Annotated in this window: 19 protein-coding genes; 12 read left to right on the forward strand and 7 right to left on the reverse strand. The window is 65.8% G+C overall.

Annotated elements, in window-relative coordinates; genetic code table 11:
• Positions 1-475, forward strand: a 475-nt coding sequence (locus ACFFBG_RS14005; protein WP_375479723.1) for a GGDEF domain-containing protein, incomplete at its 5' end; no start/stop codon positions are given.
• Between the two features lie 15 nt (positions 476-490).
• On the opposite strand, the gene ACFFBG_RS14010 is transcribed toward ACFFBG_RS14005, so the two are convergent.
• The 3 genes from ACFFBG_RS14010 to ACFFBG_RS14020 form a co-directional block, all read right to left on the reverse strand.
• Positions 491-1,279: a citryl-CoA lyase gene (locus ACFFBG_RS14010; protein WP_375479725.1), complete on the reverse strand. Its 789-nt coding sequence runs from the start codon at positions 1,277-1,279 to the stop codon at positions 491-493.
• Positions 1,272-2,438, reverse strand: coding sequence for a CaiB/BaiF CoA transferase family protein (locus ACFFBG_RS14015; protein ID WP_375480041.1), 1,167 nt, complete (start codon positions 2,436-2,438; stop codon positions 1,272-1,274). Before ACFFBG_RS14015 ends, ACFFBG_RS14010 begins: the two co-directional genes overlap by 8 nt.
• A gap of 62 nt (positions 2,439-2,500) precedes the next feature.
• Positions 2,501-3,331, reverse strand: a complete 831-nt coding sequence (locus tag ACFFBG_RS14020) for an IclR family transcriptional regulator C-terminal domain-containing protein (RefSeq protein WP_375479727.1) — start codon at positions 3,329-3,331, stop codon at positions 2,501-2,503.
• Between the two features lie 137 nt (positions 3,332-3,468).
• Between ACFFBG_RS14020 and ACFFBG_RS14025 the strand changes: the two genes are divergently transcribed.
• The 8 genes from ACFFBG_RS14025 (at position 3,469) to ACFFBG_RS14060 (ending at position 11,367) form a co-directional block, all read left to right on the forward strand.
• Complete coding sequence (locus ACFFBG_RS14025; RefSeq protein ID WP_375479729.1) at positions 3,469-4,329, forward strand: extradiol ring-cleavage dioxygenase; 861 nt, start codon at positions 3,469-3,471, stop codon at positions 4,327-4,329.
• 34 nt (positions 4,330-4,363) lie between these two features.
• On the forward strand, positions 4,364-4,726 hold the full coding sequence (locus ACFFBG_RS14030; protein ID WP_375479730.1) for a hypothetical protein: 363 nt from the start codon (positions 4,364-4,366) through the stop codon (positions 4,724-4,726).
• Positions 4,727-4,879: 153 nt separating this feature from the next.
• Positions 4,880-6,349, forward strand: a complete 1,470-nt coding sequence (locus ACFFBG_RS14035; RefSeq protein ID WP_375479733.1) for an amidohydrolase family protein — start codon at positions 4,880-4,882, stop codon at positions 6,347-6,349.
• A 211-nt stretch (positions 6,350-6,560) separates the two neighbouring features.
• Positions 6,561-7,679 carry a sugar ABC transporter substrate-binding protein gene (locus ACFFBG_RS14040; protein ID WP_375479735.1) on the forward strand — a complete coding sequence of 373 codons (1,119 nt, stop codon included), beginning with the start codon at positions 6,561-6,563 and terminating at the stop codon, positions 7,677-7,679.
• Between the two features lie 7 nt (positions 7,680-7,686).
• Positions 7,687-9,252, forward strand: coding sequence for a sugar ABC transporter ATP-binding protein (locus ACFFBG_RS14045; protein ID WP_375479737.1), 1,566 nt, complete (start codon positions 7,687-7,689; stop codon positions 9,250-9,252).
• Positions 9,249-10,253 carry an ABC transporter permease gene (locus ACFFBG_RS14050; protein ID WP_375479739.1) on the forward strand — a complete coding sequence of 335 codons (1,005 nt, stop codon included), beginning with the start codon at positions 9,249-9,251 and terminating at the stop codon, positions 10,251-10,253. Before ACFFBG_RS14045 ends, ACFFBG_RS14050 begins: the two co-directional genes overlap by 4 nt.
• Positions 10,254-10,400: 147 nt before the next feature.
• Positions 10,401-10,793 (forward strand): nuclear transport factor 2 family protein, encoded by a 393-nt coding sequence (locus ACFFBG_RS14055; RefSeq protein ID WP_375479740.1) that lies wholly within the window; start codon positions 10,401-10,403, stop codon positions 10,791-10,793.
• 151 nt (positions 10,794-10,944) lie between these two features.
• Entirely contained in the window at positions 10,945-11,367 is a 423-nt protein-coding gene (locus tag ACFFBG_RS14060; protein ID WP_375479742.1) for an aspartate 1-decarboxylase, read from the forward strand.
• Here ACFFBG_RS14060 and ACFFBG_RS14065 read toward each other — a convergent pair.
• Positions 11,364-12,401: an AraC family transcriptional regulator gene (locus ACFFBG_RS14065; protein ID WP_375479744.1), complete on the reverse strand. Its 1,038-nt coding sequence runs from the start codon at positions 12,399-12,401 to the stop codon at positions 11,364-11,366. The two genes, ACFFBG_RS14060 and ACFFBG_RS14065, sit on opposite strands and share 4 nt — an antisense overlap.
• A 190-nt stretch (positions 12,402-12,591) precedes the next feature.
• Here ACFFBG_RS14065 and ACFFBG_RS14070 point away from each other — a divergent pair, with 190 nt between their 5' ends.
• Positions 12,592-13,815: an acyl-CoA dehydrogenase family protein gene (locus ACFFBG_RS14070; RefSeq protein WP_375479746.1), complete on the forward strand. Its 1,224-nt coding sequence runs from the start codon at positions 12,592-12,594 to the stop codon at positions 13,813-13,815.
• A gap of 27 nt (positions 13,816-13,842) precedes the next feature.
• The gene (locus ACFFBG_RS14075; RefSeq protein ID WP_375479748.1) at positions 13,843-14,136 is read left to right on the forward strand and encodes an antibiotic biosynthesis monooxygenase family protein; all 294 of its coding nucleotides are present in this window, start codon (positions 13,843-13,845) and stop codon (positions 14,134-14,136) included.
• Between the two features lie 359 nt (positions 14,137-14,495).
• On the opposite strand, the gene ACFFBG_RS14080 is transcribed toward ACFFBG_RS14075, so the two are convergent.
• Genes ACFFBG_RS14080 through ACFFBG_RS14090 form a run of 3 tightly spaced genes read right to left on the reverse strand, consistent with a single transcriptional unit; the run spans position 14,496 to position 17,853 of the window.
• Positions 14,496-15,524: a zinc-binding dehydrogenase gene (locus tag ACFFBG_RS14080; RefSeq protein ID WP_375479750.1), complete on the reverse strand. Its 1,029-nt coding sequence runs from the start codon at positions 15,522-15,524 to the stop codon at positions 14,496-14,498.
• The gene (locus tag ACFFBG_RS14085; RefSeq protein WP_375479752.1) at positions 15,524-16,720 is read right to left on the reverse strand and encodes a mandelate racemase/muconate lactonizing enzyme family protein; all 1,197 of its coding nucleotides are present in this window, start codon (positions 16,718-16,720) and stop codon (positions 15,524-15,526) included. Before ACFFBG_RS14085 ends, ACFFBG_RS14080 begins: the two co-directional genes overlap by 1 nt.
• Complete coding sequence (locus ACFFBG_RS14090; protein WP_375479754.1) at positions 16,717-17,853, reverse strand: cellulase-like family protein; 1,137 nt, start codon at positions 17,851-17,853, stop codon at positions 16,717-16,719. Before ACFFBG_RS14090 ends, ACFFBG_RS14085 begins: the two co-directional genes overlap by 4 nt.
• 297 nt (positions 17,854-18,150) lie before the next feature.
• Here ACFFBG_RS14090 and ACFFBG_RS14095 point away from each other — a divergent pair, with 297 nt between their 5' ends.
• Positions 18,151-19,104, forward strand: coding sequence for a PDR/VanB family oxidoreductase (locus tag ACFFBG_RS14095; RefSeq protein WP_375479756.1), 954 nt, complete (start codon positions 18,151-18,153; stop codon positions 19,102-19,104).
• Positions 19,105-19,120: the final 16 nt, after the last annotated feature.

The following is a 19,120-nucleotide window of genomic DNA, read 5'->3' on the forward strand; positions in this document are numbered from 1 at the left end:
ATCGGGGCAATCAGACTCTCACTCGGCATGGATCGAGCAATCGGGGTCAGGCCAGGACGTCAAGATCGCCCAGCTCGACCGTGACTACGACACCTATGCCGACCCCACGGTCATCGTCGTCGTCGACCTGGACAACCTGAAGCAGGTCAACGACGGCCCCGGAGGACACAGCGCGGGAGACCACCTGCTGCGCGGGGCCGCTCAGGTCATGCGTCGCTGCATCCGCGACTGCGACTTCCTCGCCCGACTCGGCGGCGACGAGTTCGGCATCACCCTGACCAGCACGCCCGCCGACCTCGCGCCGACGCTGGCCCGTCGCGTGACCCGTGCACTCGACCTGGCTGGAATCCCGGCATCCGTCGGCTGGTCGCCCCTCGCGCCGGATCGCACCGTCCGCACGTCCGTCAAGCTGGCCGACGAGGCCATGTACCAAGCCAAGAAGAGACGAAAGCGAAGCGCCGCGACAACCGGTTGAATTCTCGCGGACGGTTCACTCGGCGGGACGGTAGACGGCGTGCGACTCCACATCGTTGAAGATCTCGCGGGCGACCGGGTTGCGCATCTCCTCGGCAATATGTCCGAGCAGCCCAGCGCAGCGCGCGAGCAGCACGACACCGCGCAGGATGCCGAGCGGGATGCCCAGATCGGCGAGCATCGCGCCGCACATGCCGGCGCCGTTGAGCGGTAACGACTTGCCGAGGATCTCTGGAGAGACCCGGCCGATGGCCTCGAAGAGCGCGAGGTGCGGTCCGTATTGGTCTTCCTCGCGAGCGACGCCGACGAGCACCGCCACGCGTGGATCAATGTGCTTGTGAAGGTGATGCCCGAGACCCGGCACGAACCCGCCGGCCGCGCGGCGTGCGGTGACGGCGGCGCGGGCAAGCTCATCCCAGGCCGCGTCAGTGTCCGGCAGCGGGTCGGAGTTCGACAAAGCCTCGGCGAGGAAGGTGCCGGTCTCCTCGCTGACTCCGAGGAAGCGTGAGCCGCCGCCGAGCAGGCCCGCGGCCAAGGCGCCCTGCACGGAGTCGGGCGCGCTGAGGTAGGTCAGGCGCGCGGCGATCGCGGTGGGCGTGAACCCGTGGTCGGCCAGCGCCACGAGCACTGCCTCGAACACACGCGCCTGCTGCCGGCTGGGCGGGCTCAGCGTGATCAGCTGATAAGCAAGATGACCGAAGCTGACCTTGCCGATGAGGTCTGCGGCCAGGTCCTGACCGAACAGCATGATGCGTTCGGCGGACGACACCCCTAGTGCGGTCGGGTATTCGGAGTGCTCAGTCATGTGCAGCCTCCTGTCCGATGCCAAGCTCGCGACGGATCTCCTTGCCATGCTGGTCCAGCCTCGGTGGTGGCCGGTCGTAGCGCACCGGCGTCGCCGAGAAGCCGATCGGGTTGCGCACGGTGGGGACGCCGTCGATGACCACGACCGGCTCTAGGCCGAGTTCGGTGGCCAGTTCGACGCCGCCGCGCACGTCGTTGATGGGGCCGCACGGGATGCCAGCGGCGCTGAGCGTCTCGAACCACTCGTGGGCCGACTTGGTGGCCAGCCGTTCGAGCAATATCGGCCGCAACAGGTCGCGGTTGTCGTTCCGTGCGCCGACGGTGGCGAACCGCTCGTCGGCGGCGACCTCGCCGATGCCGAGAGCCGCGGCGAGCTTGCGGAACTGGCCGTCGTTCCCGGCGATCACGATCAGTTCACCGTCGCCGGTCGGTAGCGGTTCGTATGGGAACAGCGACAGGTGCGCATTGCCCATTCGGGTCGGCACGACATCACCGGCCACGTAGGCAGACGTCTGGTTCACCAGGGACGAGAGCGCGGTCATCAGCAGGTTCGTCTCGATGTGCTGACCCTCGCCGGTCGCGTCACGATGATGCAGCGCGGCCAGGATGCCGATCGCCGACTGCAGCCCGGTCATCACGTCGAACACCGAGATGCCGGCGCGGTACGGAGGGCCGTCGCGCGACCCGGTCAGGCTCATCAAACCCGACACGGCCTGCACCAGCAGGTCGTAGCCCGGCAGTGACGCGCCCTTGTCGACGCCGAATCCGCTGATGGAGCAGTAGATCGAGTCGGGGCGCCGCGCGCGCACCGATCCATAGTCGAGCCCGAACTTGTCCAGCCCGCCCGGCTTGAAGTTCTGGATCATCACGTCGGCGCGGGCGGTGAGCCGATGCGCGACATCGAGATCGACCGCGTCACCGAGGTCGAGCACGATCGAGCGCTTGTTGCGATTGATCGCGAGGTAGTAAGTGCTGTCGGCGCCGCGGCGCGGCGGCACCCAGTGGCGGGTGTCGTCGCCGGCCGCGGACTCGACCTTGATCACGTCTGCGCCGAGATCAGCAAGCAGCATCGTGCAGTACGGACCAGCGAGCACACGGCTGAAGTCCGCGACGACAGTGCCGGTGAGCGGTGCGCTCGACGTGTTCGGCGCTGCCACCAAAGATCTCCCGTTCACATCGTTATGCGTGCGCTTGTCCGTTCTGTGGTAAGCCGCTCGGCCGGTCATCCTGCAGCGGGACGCAAGGTGCCGTCGGCGAGCCGTTCGACGTGCGGTCGCAACTGCCACGCCGCCCAATCGGCGCTGACGTCGCCGGCGGTGCGCAGCAGATGCGGCAGGTGCTGATGGACGAGCGTGTCGACACTTGTCTCGGCCGCGTGCACCGTCACGTTCATGGCGGCGCGCACGAGGCCGTCGCCGTCTCGCACCGGAGCCGCGACCGAGCGGATGCCGGGTGCCAACTCCTCGTCGGCCAGGGCCCAACCGCGCGCGCGCACGGTCGTGAGTTCGCGTTCGAGCGCTGTGCGCTCGCGTGGCAGGAACTGCGGCAGCCCTGACCGGCTGGGCTCGCGCAACGCCGCGTCAAGTTCATCGGCGCTCAGCGCGGCAAGCAGCACTTTGCCCTGTGAGGTGAACGTCGCGGGAAATCTCGTGCCCACATCGACGCGCAGCGCGATGATCTTCGGGACGGCGACGCGCGCCATGTACACGACGTCCGAGCCGTCCAGCTGGCTCATCGACGATGACTCGTGCGTCACGGCGACGAGGTCGCTCATGTGCGGCCGGGCGATGTCCCACAGCCCCAGCGAACTGACGTACGCCATGCCCAGGCGCAACACCTTCGGCGTCAGCGAGAACATGCCGTCGACGACCCGCACGTGGCCGAGTTCGCTCAGTGTCAGCAGCAGGCGGCGGGCGGTCGGGCGGGCTAAACCTGTGACAGCGGCAACCTCGGCGAGCGTCATCGCTGAGCGCTCGCGGTCGAAGCAACTCAAGACGTCGAGTCCGCGTGCCAGCGCCTCAACGAAGTCGGGGGAGTTGCCGCGTCCTGCCATCTCATCCTCCCGTGCTTGACACTGCTCGACACCGCTTGACACCGTCCGTCGCCGAGAGGCATCGTCTCACCAGACCGTCAGACGGACAACTGTACGTTCGCGGCTGACAGCGTATGCAGGGATGAGGAGCATGGCTGATGGCCGAGTTGGTCGCAATCCTGGCGACGACCCACCACCCGTTCTTCTACCGGACGAGCCTGTTGGCGCCCGAGGTGGCGCCGCCGTTCGCAGCGGAGTGGGTGCGCAAGGTCGAGGCGTACCGCGAGACCCTGACGCGTGCGCGTCCCGACATCCTCGTGATGGTCGGTTCCGACCACTTCCACCAGCTGTGGCTGGACAATATGCCGCAGTTCCTCGTGGGCAAGGCGCCGTTCTATGACGCGAACTACTACAACGAGGAACGCGAGTTCGGGCTGCCGCGGATGCTGCTCAAGGGACACGAGGAGCTTTCGAGCTACATCCTCCGCGAAGGCATCGACCGCGATTTCGACCTCGCGTTCTCGAACGAGCTGCGGGTCGACCACTCGATCACGTGCCCAATCATCACCGTGCGGCCGGGGAACGACCTGCCGATCGTGCCGATCTACACGAACATCTTCGCGCCGCCCCTGCCTCGTCCTGAACGCTTCGTCAAGCTGGGCCAGACGATTCGCCAGCTCATCGACGCGTGGCCGTCGCAGCTGCGCGTCGCGGTGATCGGCACCGGTCATCTTTCGCTCGAGCTCGGCGGTCCGCGCCAGTTCGGCCCACACGGTCCTGACCCCGAGTTCGACGCGAAAGCGGTCGAGTGGATCGCCAATGGCGACATCGACGGCTGCCTGGCCAACGTCACGCTCGACAGCTTGCATGCGCCCGGCAACGCGACCCACGGCTTCATGGATTTCATGCTGATGATGGGCGTGGCCGGCTACCGCAAGGCCGATCACGCCGACAGCCTCGACCTGTTCCACACCATGGAGGCCTACTTCACCTGGTACCCGAATGGGGCGCCGGTATGAGCGAGGCTTACGGGGCTGGCACGGAGGTCTCGCGATGAGCAAGTACCTGATGAACAAGTTCTTGTTCACCGTCGATCGCGACCCAGTGCTCGTCGAGCGCTACCGCATCGACCCGGCTGCGACAGTCGCCTGGTGGGAACACACCCAGGCGAACAGCATCCTCCACTGCCACAGCGGCGAGTCGAGCACGTGGCTCGCGTTCACCGATGACGAGCGTGCCGCGCTGGCCACGCACGATCACGTCGCCTTGTTCGAACTCGGCGCGCACCCGTTCCTGACGCTGACGCTCTGGATCGCCCTGTTCGAGCGCGACGACGATGAGCCGTTGGCGATGCAACTCGACTACGCGGCCAAGCTCTCGCATGTCGTGCCGCCCTATCCGGACATCAGCACGTGAGGGGGTTCGACGCAGCCGTGCGTCTCGACGCCGCGGCGCAGGAACCCCCCGGCACGGCACTCGCGTTCGGCGTAGCGCACAAGAACATCAGCATCGCCGGCGGACGGTCGCACGTCGTGATCGCACCGCGACGACCCACCGGAAGGAATTAGCATGAACCCCGACGAGATAACGCAGGTCAGCGCCGGACGACCAGTGGTGTTCCGGCACGCAACGGTGCTCGCGATGGACGACGCCGACGCCGGCGCCATCGACGACGGCGACGTGCTCGTCACCGGCGACACGATCGTCGCGGTGGGACGCGACCTCGACGCGCCCGCCGACGCGGTCGAGGTCGACGCGGAGGGTGGAATCCTCATGCCCGGCATGGTCGACACCCATCGGCACATGTGGCAGAGCGCATTGCGCGGGCTCGGCGCCGACTGGACGCTGAGCCAGTACTTCGTCTTCTACTACCTGACCTGGGGCAAGATCTTCCGTCCCGAGGACATCCACGCGGGCAATGTGCTGTCGGCGATCGAGGCCGTCGACTCCGGTGTCACGACCACGGTCGACTGGTCGCACGGCTTGCAAACCGTCGACCACGGCGCCGCCGCGCTCGATGCGTTGCGCACCTCGCCCGGCCGCTTCGTGCTCGCCTACGGCAACCTGCTCGGTGCGCCGTGGGAGTGGACGAAATCGGCAGAGTTCCGTGCGTTCGTCGACCAGGCCGCACCCGATGACAATGTGGGTCTGCAGTTGGCTTTCGACGTGACCGGCGATCCCGGGTTTCCGGAGCGCGGTGCGTTCGAGGCGGCGCGCGAGCTCGGCCTGCGCGTGACCACGCACGCCGGTGTCTGGGGCGCGACGAACGACGACAGCATCCGGCTGATGTGGGAGCACGGGTTCATGACGCCCGACGTCACGTATGTGCACGCCGCGACCCTGACGCAGGATTCCTACCAGCGCATCGCGGCGAGCGGCGGCTCCGCGTCGGTCTCCACCGAGAGCGAGCAGAGCGCGGGACAGGGCTACCCGCCCACCTGGGAGTTGCGCAAGCACGGGATCCCGGTCTCGCTGTCGATGGACACCAGCGTGTGGTGGAGCGCAGACCTGTTCTCGGCCATGCGCGCCACGCTGTCGGCCGACCGGTCGCGCGAGCACCTCGAGGCGCACGCGCGCGGTGAGACCGTCGTGCACAACCGCTTGCGCGCCGAAGAGGTCGTGCAGTGGGCGACGATCGGCGGTGCTCGCGCGCTCGGTCTCGACGATCGCATCGGCTCGGTCACGCCGGGCAAGAAGGCCGACCTCGTGCTGATCAAGAACGACGAGTCGCCCGCGATGTTCCCGCTGCTGCACCCGTACGGCACCGTGGTCTACCAGGCCGGACGCGGCGACGTGCACACCGTGCTCATCGACGGTCAGGTGCGCAAGCACGAGCACCGGTTGGTTGGCGCCAACCTCGCCGGCGCAAGGGACGAGGTCGCCGCGACCGTCGAATATGCGCGGTCGACTATGGGTGAGGCCGCCTGGGCCGAGAGCATCACTCCGGAGCTTGCGAGCACCGAGCGCATCCCGAATCCGTACACCTACACCGACTACGCAGGCAGCAGCGACCGGCACACGGCCAGCTCGGACGAGTAGCTGTCTGAGCCCGTCAAGCGGACGTTTGTCCGAATGGCGAGCATCGCCAGCCGCGTCTTCCCCTTTAGAGACGAAATTGTGGCCGAAGTCCGCTTGACGTACCCGACAGGCGGTAGTTTGCTTACGTCCGACCTGCTGTCCGTCAGTCGGACATCAGTCCGTTTCTGGGAAATCGCGCGATGGGTGGCTGCAGCCGGGCACCGCAGAACAGGTGCACGCTCCGGCGGCGGCCCACATCAATGACGAAGGGGAAGTCATGATGCAGCGGGGGTTGACGAAGACGGTGGGCGTCGTTGCCGCGGGCATGGTCGCGGCACTTACGCTGAGCGCCTGTAGTAGCTCCGGCACTACCGGCGGCCAGAGCAGCGGCAGCCCGAGCAGCGGCGGCCAGAGCAGCGCCAGCAACCCCAGCGACGGCAAGAAGCTGAACATCGCATACATGTCGTTCGCCGTCGCGAACAGCTACGACGCCCCGATGCTCGCCGCCGCGAAGAAGGTCGCGGCGCAGAGCTCGGCCAACGTGACAGTATTCGACGCGAACAACAGCCCGCAGCAGCAGTTCAATCAGATGCAGAACGTGATCTCCTCGGGCAAGTACGACGGAATTATCACTCAGCCGATCCTCGCCACCAACCTCATCCCGCTGGTCTCGCAGGCAGTGAAGAAGGGCATCAAGGTCGTCAATATCGACGAGGTGCTCGGGTCGAATCAGTCCACGAACAACCCGCAGGTGCCGGGCTTGTCGGGCAATGTGATTCTGCCGCCGGCGACGATCGGCCAGCGGCTGGGCGAACAGGTTGTGGCAGCCTGCAAATCCAAGAACTTCAACCCGTGCAATGTCGGCTACTTGTACGACATCAAGGCGTCGACGCTCGACGAAGCGAGACGTAAGGCGTTTGACCAAGCCATCGCCGGCACGTCGTCGGTCAAGGTCGTGGCCGAGGGTGAGGACCTCTTCACCATCCCCGGCGGCCTCAAGGCCGTTCAGAACATGCTGCAGTCGCGTGGAGATCTCAACGTGATCGTGGGCTCTGGCCAGGGCATCCGGGGTGGAGTTGACGCGTTGAAAACGGCGAACAAGTCTGGCCAGCTGCTCTTCGTCGGCTACGGCGGCAGCGCGGGCGCGCTCCAGCTAGTCGCGCAGGGCGCCCAGTTCGCTGACGTCTACCAGAACCCTGCGACCTACGGCCGGCTCGGCATGACTGCTTTGATCGAGGCGCTGCGCACCGGAAAGGACAGCGGCGCGATCAACCCCGAGGTCGGCCTGCCCAACGGGGGTATCGTCACCAAACAGAATTTCGCACAGTTCAAGCCTGAGTGGCAGGGCTAAGCCCCAGATGACGACGCCCGCGCCGTCGACGCATGTCGAGCTGATCGACGTGAGCAAGAATTTCGGTGGTGTTCAGGCGCTATCGAAAGTTGATTTGAGTATCGCCCGCGGATCGGTGCACGCACTCGTCGGCGAGAACGGCGCTGGCAAATCGACGCTGAGCAAAATCATATCCGGCAGATTGGTGACGGATTCGGGTGCGTTGCGGGTCGACGGCAAACAGGTCAGCTTCCGCTCGCCGCGAGAGGCATTGACACACAACATCGCGACGATCGCCCAGGAACTCGCCATCGTCCCGAGCCTCTCGGTCGCCGCCAATGTCTTCCTTGGCGCGGAGCCGGCCGCCGGCACTGTGATTCAGCGCCGAGAGTTGACCCGCCGGTTCAACGAGCTGAACGAACGGGCCGGATTCAACCTGCGCGGTGGTGTGCTGGCCGGCTCGCTGCGTATCGCCGATCAGCAGAAGATCGAAGTCTTGCGGGCGTTGGCCAACGGCGCGTCGTTCATCGTGATGGACGAGCCGACCGCCGCGCTGTCACACGGAGACACCCAGCGCCTGCACGAGCTGATCAGGTCGCTAGCGGACTCTGGTCACACAATCCTGCTGATCTCCCACTTTCTCGGCGAAGTGCTGGACCTGTCCTCGACAGTGACGATCCTGCGTGATGGTCACCTCGTGCGCACGAGCGCGAGCCAGGACGAGACTCAGACGTCGCTCATCGAGGGGATGCTCGGCCGAACGCTCGGCTCTGCGTTCCCGCCGAAGACGGTGGCGCCGGCGAACGCCGAGGTAGTGCTGAAGGTCGAGCACGTCACAGCCCCGGGAGTCGACGACATCTCCCTAGAGGTCAGGGCCGGTGAGGTCGTCGTGCTGGCCGGTCTCGTGGGGGCCGGTCGCAGCGAGCTCGCTCACGCGATCGTCGGCGCGAGCCGGCGCAAGCACGGAGTGGTCGGCATCGACGGAAAGCCGCTGATGCGGCGATCGATCAACGCGGCGCGCAAATCGGGCATCGTGTTGATCCCCGAGTCGCGCAAGGAGCAGGGACTGCTGCTCGGCCGTTCGATTCGCGAAAACACGACCCTGCCTAGCCTAGACACCCACAGCGTCGGCAGCTGGATTCGTCGGGGCCATGAAAACAGAACGACCGCGAAGGTCCTACGCGACGTGACCATCGTGGGGGCGAGCCCTGAACAGCCGGTCGGCTCGCTCTCGGGAGGCAACCAGCAGAAGGTCATGTTCGCCCGCGCGCTGCTGTGTTCGCCGAAAGTGTTGATCGCGGACGAACCGACCCGCGGCGTCGATGTCGGGTCACGGCGGGCGATTTACAACCTCATCGTCGAGCAGGCCGAGGAGGGAGTGGCCACATTGATCATCTCCTCCGATCTCGAAGAGGTGCTCGGCCTAGCCCACCGCGTGGTCGTGCTACGCGCCGGCCGGGTAGTGGCCGAACTATCCGGCGACGATATGACCGAACAGAACGTGTTGGCGGCCGCCTTCATCGAAGGCGGCCCTCCGCTGAATGGGCCGGAGTCGCACGAGGCGGAGTCGCACGAGGCGACGGCGCACGCATGAGCACCAATGTGACCGATCACGAACCGGTGACCAGCATCGCCCGCGGCCCTAAGAGCGTGCTGCGGTCGGTGCGGCTGCCATCGTGGCGCTCCTCGGCGATCGTATATCCCTTCGCTGCGCTGTTCATCGCCCTATCCGTGGATAGCGGCCCATTCTTCACGAGGGCCAACCTATTAAATATCTTGGACCAGCAGTCGCCGACGCTGATCATCGCCGCCGCAGGCACGCTCGTGCTCATCGGCGGCGGCCTCGATCTGTCGGTCGGAGCGACCTATGCGCTGAGCGGCGTCGTCGCGGCCCAGGTGACGCAGGCCCATGGCGTCGCGCTCGGCGTTGTCGTCGCCCTCGCCGTGGGGCTCGCGGTCGGCACCATCAACGGCATCATCAGCACGGTCTTTCACATCAACTCGTTGATCGTCACCCTGGCCATGTCGTTCATCATCGGCGGCCTGGCCAGCCGCATCTCCAGCGGCAATCTCATCGTGCTCACCGGCAAGGAGGGCTTCGCCAACGTCGCACAGACTGAGTGGATCTCCGTGCGCACGTCAATCTGGATCGCCTTGGGCGTGGTGGTCGTACTTGGGCTGCTGCTCGCCTCGACTACGAATGGCCGCTATATCTACGCCGCCGGCGGCAACCAAGAGGCTGCTCGGCTGGCTGGTATCCGCATTGGCGCGGTTCGCACTCTCACCTTCACGCTGAGCGGCGGCGCCGCGGCCCTGGGCGGCATCATCGACCTCTCACGCACGCTCAGCGCGCAATCATCGCAGGGAAACACTCTCACCTTCACTGTGCTTGCCGGGATCGTCGTCGGGGGCACATCGATCCTCGGTGGCGAAGGCGCAATCTGGCGGACCGTCGTGGGCGTGCTGTTCATCGCGCTCGTTGGTAACGGCTTCGACCTCATCGGCACTGACCCGCTATACCAACAGATCGTCCTAGGCGCGCTGCTGTTGCTCGCGGTCGGCCTGGACGCCTGGGTGCGCCGTGTGCGCCGCTGAGCCCGGCCGCGTTGTCGCCGATGACACTCGGTGGCTGACCATAGGAGGTGAGCACGGCCGCGTGCGCGCGATGAGCGACGCGCAGGCGTCGGTAGACGTCGAGAGAGAAACCATAAGGGTCCAGTACCGGAGTGAGAGGACTGTCTCATGACAATTGATGTATCGAAATGGCTCGATGACTACCGAATCGCCTGGGAGACGCGCGACCCTGACGCCGCCGCTGCATTATTCACCGAAGACTCGCTATACCGCGAGCAGGCGTACCAGGAGGCGTTCGCAGGCGCCCAAGGAGTGAAGGAATATTGGATCAATGTGACGGCGACCCAGTCGGACGTCAAGATCGAGTGGGGCACTCCGCTCGTGGTCGATGACCACGCAGCCGTGGAGTGGTGGGTGAACCTTAAGAACGCTGGCGCGGATATCACGCTGGCCGGTGAGTTCATGCTGATCTTCGCGGAGGACGGTCGCTGCAAGGAGCTGCGTGAGTACTGGTTCTTTGGCGAAGGCGCCCTGCGTCCACCTTCGGGTTGGGGCGCCTAGCCCTACGCAGGTGGGCACCGCGTCCGCAGACCGGACCGGTGAGGGTGAGGATGTCGTGGCGGTCTCGTGAAGACAGTTGCGCCCACACCGTTGAGCGCCGTCCGATAGAAGTCGCGATCGAAGACCACGCGGCGACGGATTGGCCGATTCAATGCACCGAACTGTCGTGAAGAGCGAAATCTCGAATATTCGGGTGACGCACTTCTGGCTGAACGATCCAGCTTCCATCACCATCGACCAGGATGTGTTGGACGCCGCCGACATTTTGCCGGGAGAGGTCGTCTCCGTCCTGTGTGAGATCAGCGGCATGCGCAGTGAGCAGCACGTAGTCGCCGGCTGTCGCGGGAGTGGAACGGTGGCGATCAAGGCCGTCGGCGGTCAGCGCGTCGAGCCTGGCGATCGTCTCGTCGTGATCAGCTACGCGTTGGTGACCGACGCGGAGGCGAGGAGATTCGCGGCCCGCCGTGTTGGGGTCGACGGCGCCAACCGTGTCGTTCACGGCGCCGCCCAGCCGGAAGAACCCGCTGCCGAGGATCGTGAACCCGCCGCCCAGTCAGCGGCTCTGCGGCCTTAGGGGGGTGTGGGATGCAAAGTGGCGGAGGGGAACTCGCCGAACTGGTCTTTGTAGGCCTGCGCGAAACGGCCTAGGTTGCTGAATCCCCAGTAGGAAGCGATGTCTGCCACCGTGCCGTTGCCCCGACGCAGGTCTTTTCTCGCATGATTGAGACGGACCCGGCGCAGATAGCGCATCGGCGTGATTCCGTACTCCTCCTGAAAGGCGTACTGGACACTGCGAGCGCTTAGGCTTGACAACCTGCACAGGTCCGCCAGCGTGAGTGGTTTGTCCGGAGCGGACTCCATGGCCTCGATGATGGGTTCGAGGGCTGTCCGGGAGTTCCGATGGCCGGCGTCCCCGTGGAGTTCTCTGGTGAGCGAGTGTTCTTGTGAAACGAGAAGGCCACATATCAGGCTGCGCTCCAGCGATTCGACGACGTAGGCGTCGGCCGGCGTCGTGGACGCCTTTGCGAAATTCAGCAAGGTGGACAGGAGGGACAACCACCTTTGTCCGGCGCCCGAGTCGATCGGGAAGGCAAGCCGGAAGTCGATTGTGCGCTCGCCGGGGCGACGAAGCAGGTCAGCAGCCTCACGCTCGACAACATGTCTGTCGAACTTGATGCACAGCTGGGCTGCGTCGGCATCCCACACGGGTAGCACCGTGCGCTTGCCGGGGCTGAAGACGGCTGCGACGGCGGGTGAGGCAACGGTGGACTGGTCGCCGCATTGCGAGATCACGCTTCCGCGCAGTGGAACGTTGACGTGGTAGGCGTGCAGGTCGCCGGGATCGACGCGGGCCCGGACGCCGAAGCGGACGAACCCGATCGTCGTGTGCGTGAGTCGGATCGCGGACAGCCGAGGCGTGATCATGAGCGCCTGCGGATCCAGCGGTTCGACCGCCGCAGGATAGAAATGGCTGTTGAGCACGTCGCGGAACAGGCCGAAGTCGGGCACCGCGACCTCGTTCGGCTGCTCGGCAAACAGGCCCATTAACAACGGGGCAGGTGAGGACGAGCGCACGGGCGGCGTGATCACGTCCGCGTCCCAGTCCATGCGTCCTCCTGAACCGTCAGTCGCCTCGAGGCGACGGCGGCGAAATCTCGTCCCAGTGTGCCCCGCCTGCCTGGAGATGAGAAGGGTGCGCGGATTGGCCTGGCTGCTGCGCGAACCGTCTCGGCCGACCAGGGATGGCCTCGTAACGTCGGCAACTATTCGTGACAGCCATCACATCAGAAGGAGTTCCATGACCGACACGCTGATCGAGCGGCCAGCATCCGTGCAGTCTCCCGAAGGCATGGGCACCGGAGTTGACGCCGAGATCGTCGCCCGCGCTACCGCGCTGATTCCGCTGATCCGTGAGCACGCGGCACAGACCTCCGACGAACGCCGGGTCGTGCCCGAGGTCATGAAGGCCCTCGAAGACGCCGAACTGTTCAAGTTGTTCGTCCCCAAGCGATTCGGCGGCCACGGCGCCAACATGGCGACCGCAGTCGAGACCCTTGCCGAGATTTCGCGCGGCGACGGGTCGACAGGCTGGGCCGCTTCGCTGCTCAACGTCTGCACCTGGTTCGCCACCACCTTCTCCGAGCAGGCGCAGGCGGAGGTATTTGGCGCCAACCCTGACGCCAAGGTGTGCGGAATCTTCACCCCGGGCAGCAAATTCGAGCGAGTCGAGGGCGGGTATCTGGTCAGCGGACGCTGGCCGTATTCCTCCGGCTCGTTCGCCGCGGACTGGGCAGCCCTGGGTATCGGGATCGATGTCCCCGAGGGCGAAGACCCTCGCGCTTTGGCCTTGATTCCCGCCGAGGCGTGGACGATCGAACCGACCTGGTTTGTCGCCGGAATGCGCGGGTCCGGCAGCGACACCATCGTGGTCGAGGACCATTTCGTGCCCGACCACCGCGTCCAGCGGTTCATCGACATGCGCGAGGCACATTTCCTGACCCCGTACAAGCAGGACCAGAACTCACACATGGCCTTCATTCCGGTTGCTGCCCTGATCCTGGTGGCGCCGCAGCTCGGCCTAGGTCGTCACGCGTTGGAGCGCACCCGCAACAGCCTGCCGGGCAAGGCCGTCGCCTACACGGTCTACTCGGAAGCACGTAAGTCGCCGATGCATCAGCTGGGGGTCGCCAACGCCGCGACGAAGTTCCACCTCGCAGAACTGCTCATGCGCCAGGCCTGTCTCGACATCGACGCCAGCGCTGCCGAGCACCATCTGCCGACCATGGAAGTCCGGGCCAGGGTCCGCAACGACACCGGCATCGTGGCCGAACTGGTCAAGGAAGGCATCGATTATCTACTCACGGCCAACGGCGCGGGCTCGTTTGCCGACGTCAACGTCCTGAACCGCATCTGGCGCGACGCCGAGATTGCCGGTCGGCACGCCTACGTCTCCCCAGAGGTCGGTAAGGAGGTCTACGGCAAAGTCCTCCTCGGCGACGACGAACTCACGATGGACCTGTGACCCCGACGTGAGGACGGAGCACGTCGCGTGATCTACGAGCACGCCCACCTGGTGATTGACCCAGCACGGGCGCACGACTTCGAGAGCGCGGCACCCACTGCGCGCAAGGCGCTTCAGGACGCGCCGGGCTGTCGTGAAGTGAGCATCTTCCGCAGCGCCGACAAGCCGGGCACCTACCTCCTGCGGGTCGGGTGGGACCGCATCGAGGACCACCTCGAGGTCTTTCCGACAACCCCGCAGGCCGCAACCCTCGCCGATGCGATCGCCGGGTACTTCACCGAGACGCCGCTGGTAATTCATTTCGAGAGTGAGGAGATCTGACACGACGACGCGCTGCAAATGACAGCGACCGGGATGGAGCAGGCGTTCCCGCTGATGGTGGCGTTGGCGTTTGGACGACAAACTTTGCGATGTTGAGCGAGCGGTCGCGCGCGCAGCGCTGGACCGCCTGGCCCGGTCGGGTCGATGGCGTCGCCGGACCGGTCGAGACGCTCGCGCTCGTCCAGGTTCAGCGCGATGTCCTCGTAGTCGTGATAGGCGGCGACGCGACTGGTCGCGATAACTCATCGAGGCCAACACGGGCTGGGCGTGTGGAGCGATTCGTGTGGCCCGCCGCCGCTATCGCACCGCACCACAGGTCGGCATCCGCGCCGGCGCTGGACGGTCCGGGATGTTCCGCATCAGGTCTGCGGATCGATGAGCACCTTGCCCATGGTGGAGTCGCGTTCCATCGGGGCAAAGCCGTCGTCGACGACGGCTTCGAGCTCGATGACTCGATCGACGAGCGGCAGCGGGTCGATCAGCGACCGTTCGAGCAGCGCGACGGCAGCCTGAACGTCCACATCCCAGACGTGCGCAGCCGAGCCGAGGAGGCGTTTCTCCGTTAGCACCATTGCGCGCATCGGGAGGGTCATGCGGGCGGCGCCAGTGCCGATCACGACGACCGTCCCGCCCCGGGTCGCCAAGCCGAGCGCATCAACCACCGAGGCCGACGTGCCGGCGCACTCGATGACCACGTCCGGCCGTCGCGCGCCCGCCAGGTATCCGCTTACCTCGCCAGGATGGAGCGCAATGCTCGCCCCGGCCTGCGCACGCCGCGTCGCGACAGGATCGATCCCGATCAGGGTCCGCACTCCGTGCAATGCCGCCACCTGCACAGCCAGATTGCCGATTGTGCCCAACCCGATGACAGCCACATCGGCGCCGCTCAGATCTCCACACTTGCGTATCGCCCGCACTGCGACCGACAACGGCTCGGCGAAGACGGCCGAATCGAGCGGCACGGACTCCGACACCGGGATACACGTCGTCGCGTCCGCAAGCATGAACTCGGCCAGGCCTCCGTCGGCTTGAAGTCCAAGCACGACCAAGTCGTCGCAAAGGCCCGGTTCGTGGCGGCGGCACCATTCACAATGTCCGCAGGCCCTCACCACATCCGGTATCACCCGGGTGCCTACCGCGACTTCGCCGGCCGGGCACTCGACAACCCGGCCGGTCACTTCGTGGCCGAGGGTCACGCCCGTCCGCAGGTGCGGCGGAATGTCGACCGGCCCTCGCGCAAACTCCTCGAGGTCGGTGCCGCAGAGCCCCACCCGCTCCACCGCGACCAGGATCTGTCCACCTACCGGCTTCGGTCGGCCAACGCGCTCGATGCGCACATCGCCCGCGCCGTGCCAGCGGCCCGCGCGCATCGATTCCACGGCGGACATCAGAGGCGCGACACGCGACGGGACGCAGCAGGGCCTTCGGTGAAGTCGTCCCGTAGCCGAACCCCGTGGCCCGGAGCGGGAGACAGGTTGATGACCCCGTTCTCGATCTTCGGCAAACCTTCGGCGACCTCCGGGTACCAGGTGCGGACGAAGGCGCGGGAGCTCTCCTGAATGAGGCCATTGGGCTGGCTGCAAGCCAAGTGTGCGGAGACCGCGAGCGACACCGGCCCGGTGCAGTCGTGGGGGGCGAGCGGGACGCCGACCGCGTCGGCCAGAGAGGAGACTTTCACCGCTTCGGTGAGGCCACCAGTCCACCCGATGTCGACGGTCACAATGTCAATCGACCCGCCGGTCAGCAATGGGAGGAAACCACGCCGCCCGACGCAGGTCTCGCCCGCGGCGATCGGCACGTCGATGTCGTCGCGAAGCCGGCGGTAGGCGTCCGCCGCGTCCGGTCGCAAGGGATCCTCGATCCAGTACGGTGCGACGTCGGCCAGGGCGCGAGCGATCTTTGTGGCGGCCAAGCGATTCCACAAGGCATGGAGCTCGATCATGACCTCCATGGCCGATCCGACCTCTGACCTGATCGCCTCGACGATCCCTATCGCCTTGCGCAGGTCGGCCACGCCGATGTCGAGGCCGCCGCTGCGTTCTGCCGCCTGATCGAAGGGCCAGATCTTCATTGCGGTGATGCCTTCGTCGAGCAGCTCACGGGCCAGTTCGCCGGGTCGGGTCAGGAATGCCTCGAGATCTTCGTAGGGCTGCGCGGTTTGCGTCAGGCCCCAGTTCGCGGAGGTCTGCCGGACACTGGAACTGATGTACCGGGATCCCGCGCAGGTGTTGTAGGTGCGGATCGACTGCCTCACCGGTCCGCCGAGCAGTCGCGCTAGCGAGAGGTCGCTGGTGTGGCCGAGCAGATCCCATAGGGCGACATCGACGGCGCCGTTGGCCCGCTGCTCGACCCCGCCCCCCTGATAGCCGGTGTAGGGAGCAAGCAGCGCCGCGACGGCCTGCGGTGACGGATCGCTGAGCCCGGTGAGCAGCGGGGCGACGGCTTCGTGCAGATAAGCCTCGACCGAGTCGGCCGCGTAGAAGCTTTCGCCAAGACCGATCAGGCCGGCCTCGCTGTGCAGCCGGACGAAGCAGACGTTGGGCTGCACGGTGGGGCGAATCGTCTCGAGACTCGTGAGTTTCATGGCCGATTCCAACTGGCGGCAACCACAAGATCTGCGTCGATCCGCGCCGATTTGATCGTCTCGGTCAGGCGGCGGTGGTAGTCGACTTCGCGCCAGACGCCGTGAAACTGCGGACCGCAGAAGTTGCTGGTCGCGATGCCCAGCCATCGTCCGGTCGTCACGACATGCTGCACGGCGCGGGCGTTCAGATCGAGGACCCAGTCCCAGTCGAGACCGGGCCAGTCTTTGTAGTCGGTGACCGCCCAGCATTCGGTGGTGAACACGGGCTTTCCGGTCGCCCGTGACCATGCCGCGACGTTGTCGATCGCGTCGAACAGCGCCGAGTCGTACTCGTGCTGCTTGCTGAAGTAGGTCGATCGGCCCAGGGCGACCAGCTTGTCGAAGCTGTCGGGGGTGAACTGATCCCAGCTCCAGCCGATCCGCTCATAGAAGTCGGTGAAGTCGTCGCTGGCCATCCAGATGTGCGGTTCGAGGAAATCGAGTTCGTCGACTTTTTGATCGCGCCAATTGTCGTACTCGCCGGCGAAGGAGTACGTGTAACGCAATTGCGGGAACTCTGCGCGCACCAAGGCGATCGAGTCGGCCATATAGCTGGCGATCAGCGGGTCGGCGCGGGTTGCCGCCTCGCCGGCCGCACTCCCATACAGGAACGGGGCGTACGGCGCCATCGGGAACTCGTTGCAGAGGTCGACGTAGAGGACGGCGTCCAGCAGTTCGGCCGCGGCCAACACCCGCAGCGTGTCGATCCAGATCGCGGCCATCTGCGCGGCGGAGTCGATCTTCATACGGACGTCGGCGCGGTCCTGGCGGAACCAGCTCGACAGGGCGACTGCGACGCCGCGGTCGCGGGCCTTGGTGATGAACTCGATCAGTGCCGGCAGCACCTGAACCCGGATGATCGACTGGGCGCCCCAGGTGTTCTGCGTCCACATCGGCAGCAATTCCCAGGTTGCGGTGGGATCGGCCGACACGAGGTGCGGGTAGGCATCGATGCGCACGGCGTTGTAACCGCGCTCGACGAGCTCATCCAGAACCAGGTCCCAGTCCTCGTAACCGGCACCTGGCCAGCGCCGTTCCAACCACGAGAAATCCCACATCGTGATCGCGTAGGGCGCGATCATCGGGTCACTCATACGAAGGCTCCTCGAGATCTCGGATCGTCCTGCCTCGATTCCTCACGGTGGCACCAATTCGGTTTGGTGTCGACGCTGAGCGGGTGTTGGAGAGTGCCGCCCAAGATCGGCGGCGTGATTGCCATCCAATTGCTCAGTGGCTGCGGTCAGAGGGCTAGCCGGCAATCGCCGCCAGTGATCCGTCGGCTGCGCGGTGAAGAGTCTAAAATCTTCGAATGCAAATGCTTGTTCTATAATATTCAACTACTAGTATGGCAGAGGAGTTGGGCATCATCCGCAACCCGAAAGTGGTGAATCATGTCGGCCCACGAACAGGAGACTTCGGTTCGCGTTCTGTCGATCGACCGGGTCGCCGATGACGTGGTCTCGGTGCGGTTCGGTCCGATCGAAAGCGCAGGGCTGCCGACTTGGGAACCCGGGGCTCACGTAGACCTGGTCATCGACGGGGTCGAGGAACGGCAGTACTCGTTGTGCGGCGACCCCCGCGACAGCAACGTCTGGCGGATCGGCGTGCTTCGGGAACGCGCGGGACGCGGGACTTCGCGGTATGTGCACGAACGGCTTGCCATCGGCCAGGAGGTCGTCCTACGCGGTCCACGCAACCACTTCGAACTGGTCGATTCGCCTCGCTACTTGTTCATCGCTGGCGGCATCGGGATCACCCCTCTCCTGCCGATGATCCGGAGCGCCGAGGCCGCCGGGGCGGACTGGTCACTTGTCTACGGCGGGCGCCAGCTGGCGTCCATGGGGTTCATGGACGAGCTGGCTGCTCACGGGGACCGGGTGACGATCGTGCCCCAGGACACGGCTGGACCGATTGACCTCGACGTCCTGCTCCTGACCCCGTTGCCGGACACTCTGGTCTACTGCTGCGGCCCCGAGGGCCTGTTGCATGCTGTCGAAGAGCGCTCCGCGCTCTGGCCGGCCCACAGCCTGAACATCGAACGCTTCGCGCCCAGACCGGTCGATGACGCAGCCCCCAGCACATCGTTCGAGGTGGTGCTGAATGCTGCGGCGATGACGCTCGTTGTCCCGCCGGAGCTGTCGATCCTCGAGGTTGTCCGCGCGGCCGGGGTCGACGTGATGTCCTCTTGCGAGGAGGGCATCTGCGGAACGTGCGAGACGGCCGTCCTTGGCGGAACGCCCGATCATCGTGACTCCATCCTCGACGAAGAGGATCGTGCCGAGAACACCTGCATGATGATCTGTGTGTCCCGCTCGCTGACTTCGCGGCTGGTGCTCGACCTCTAGTCCCGGCGCGGCGCAA

The organism is uncultured Jatrophihabitans sp., assembly GCF_964251945.1.
Taxonomy (GTDB): Bacteria; Actinomycetota; Actinomycetes; order Mycobacteriales; family Jatrophihabitantaceae; genus Jatrophihabitans.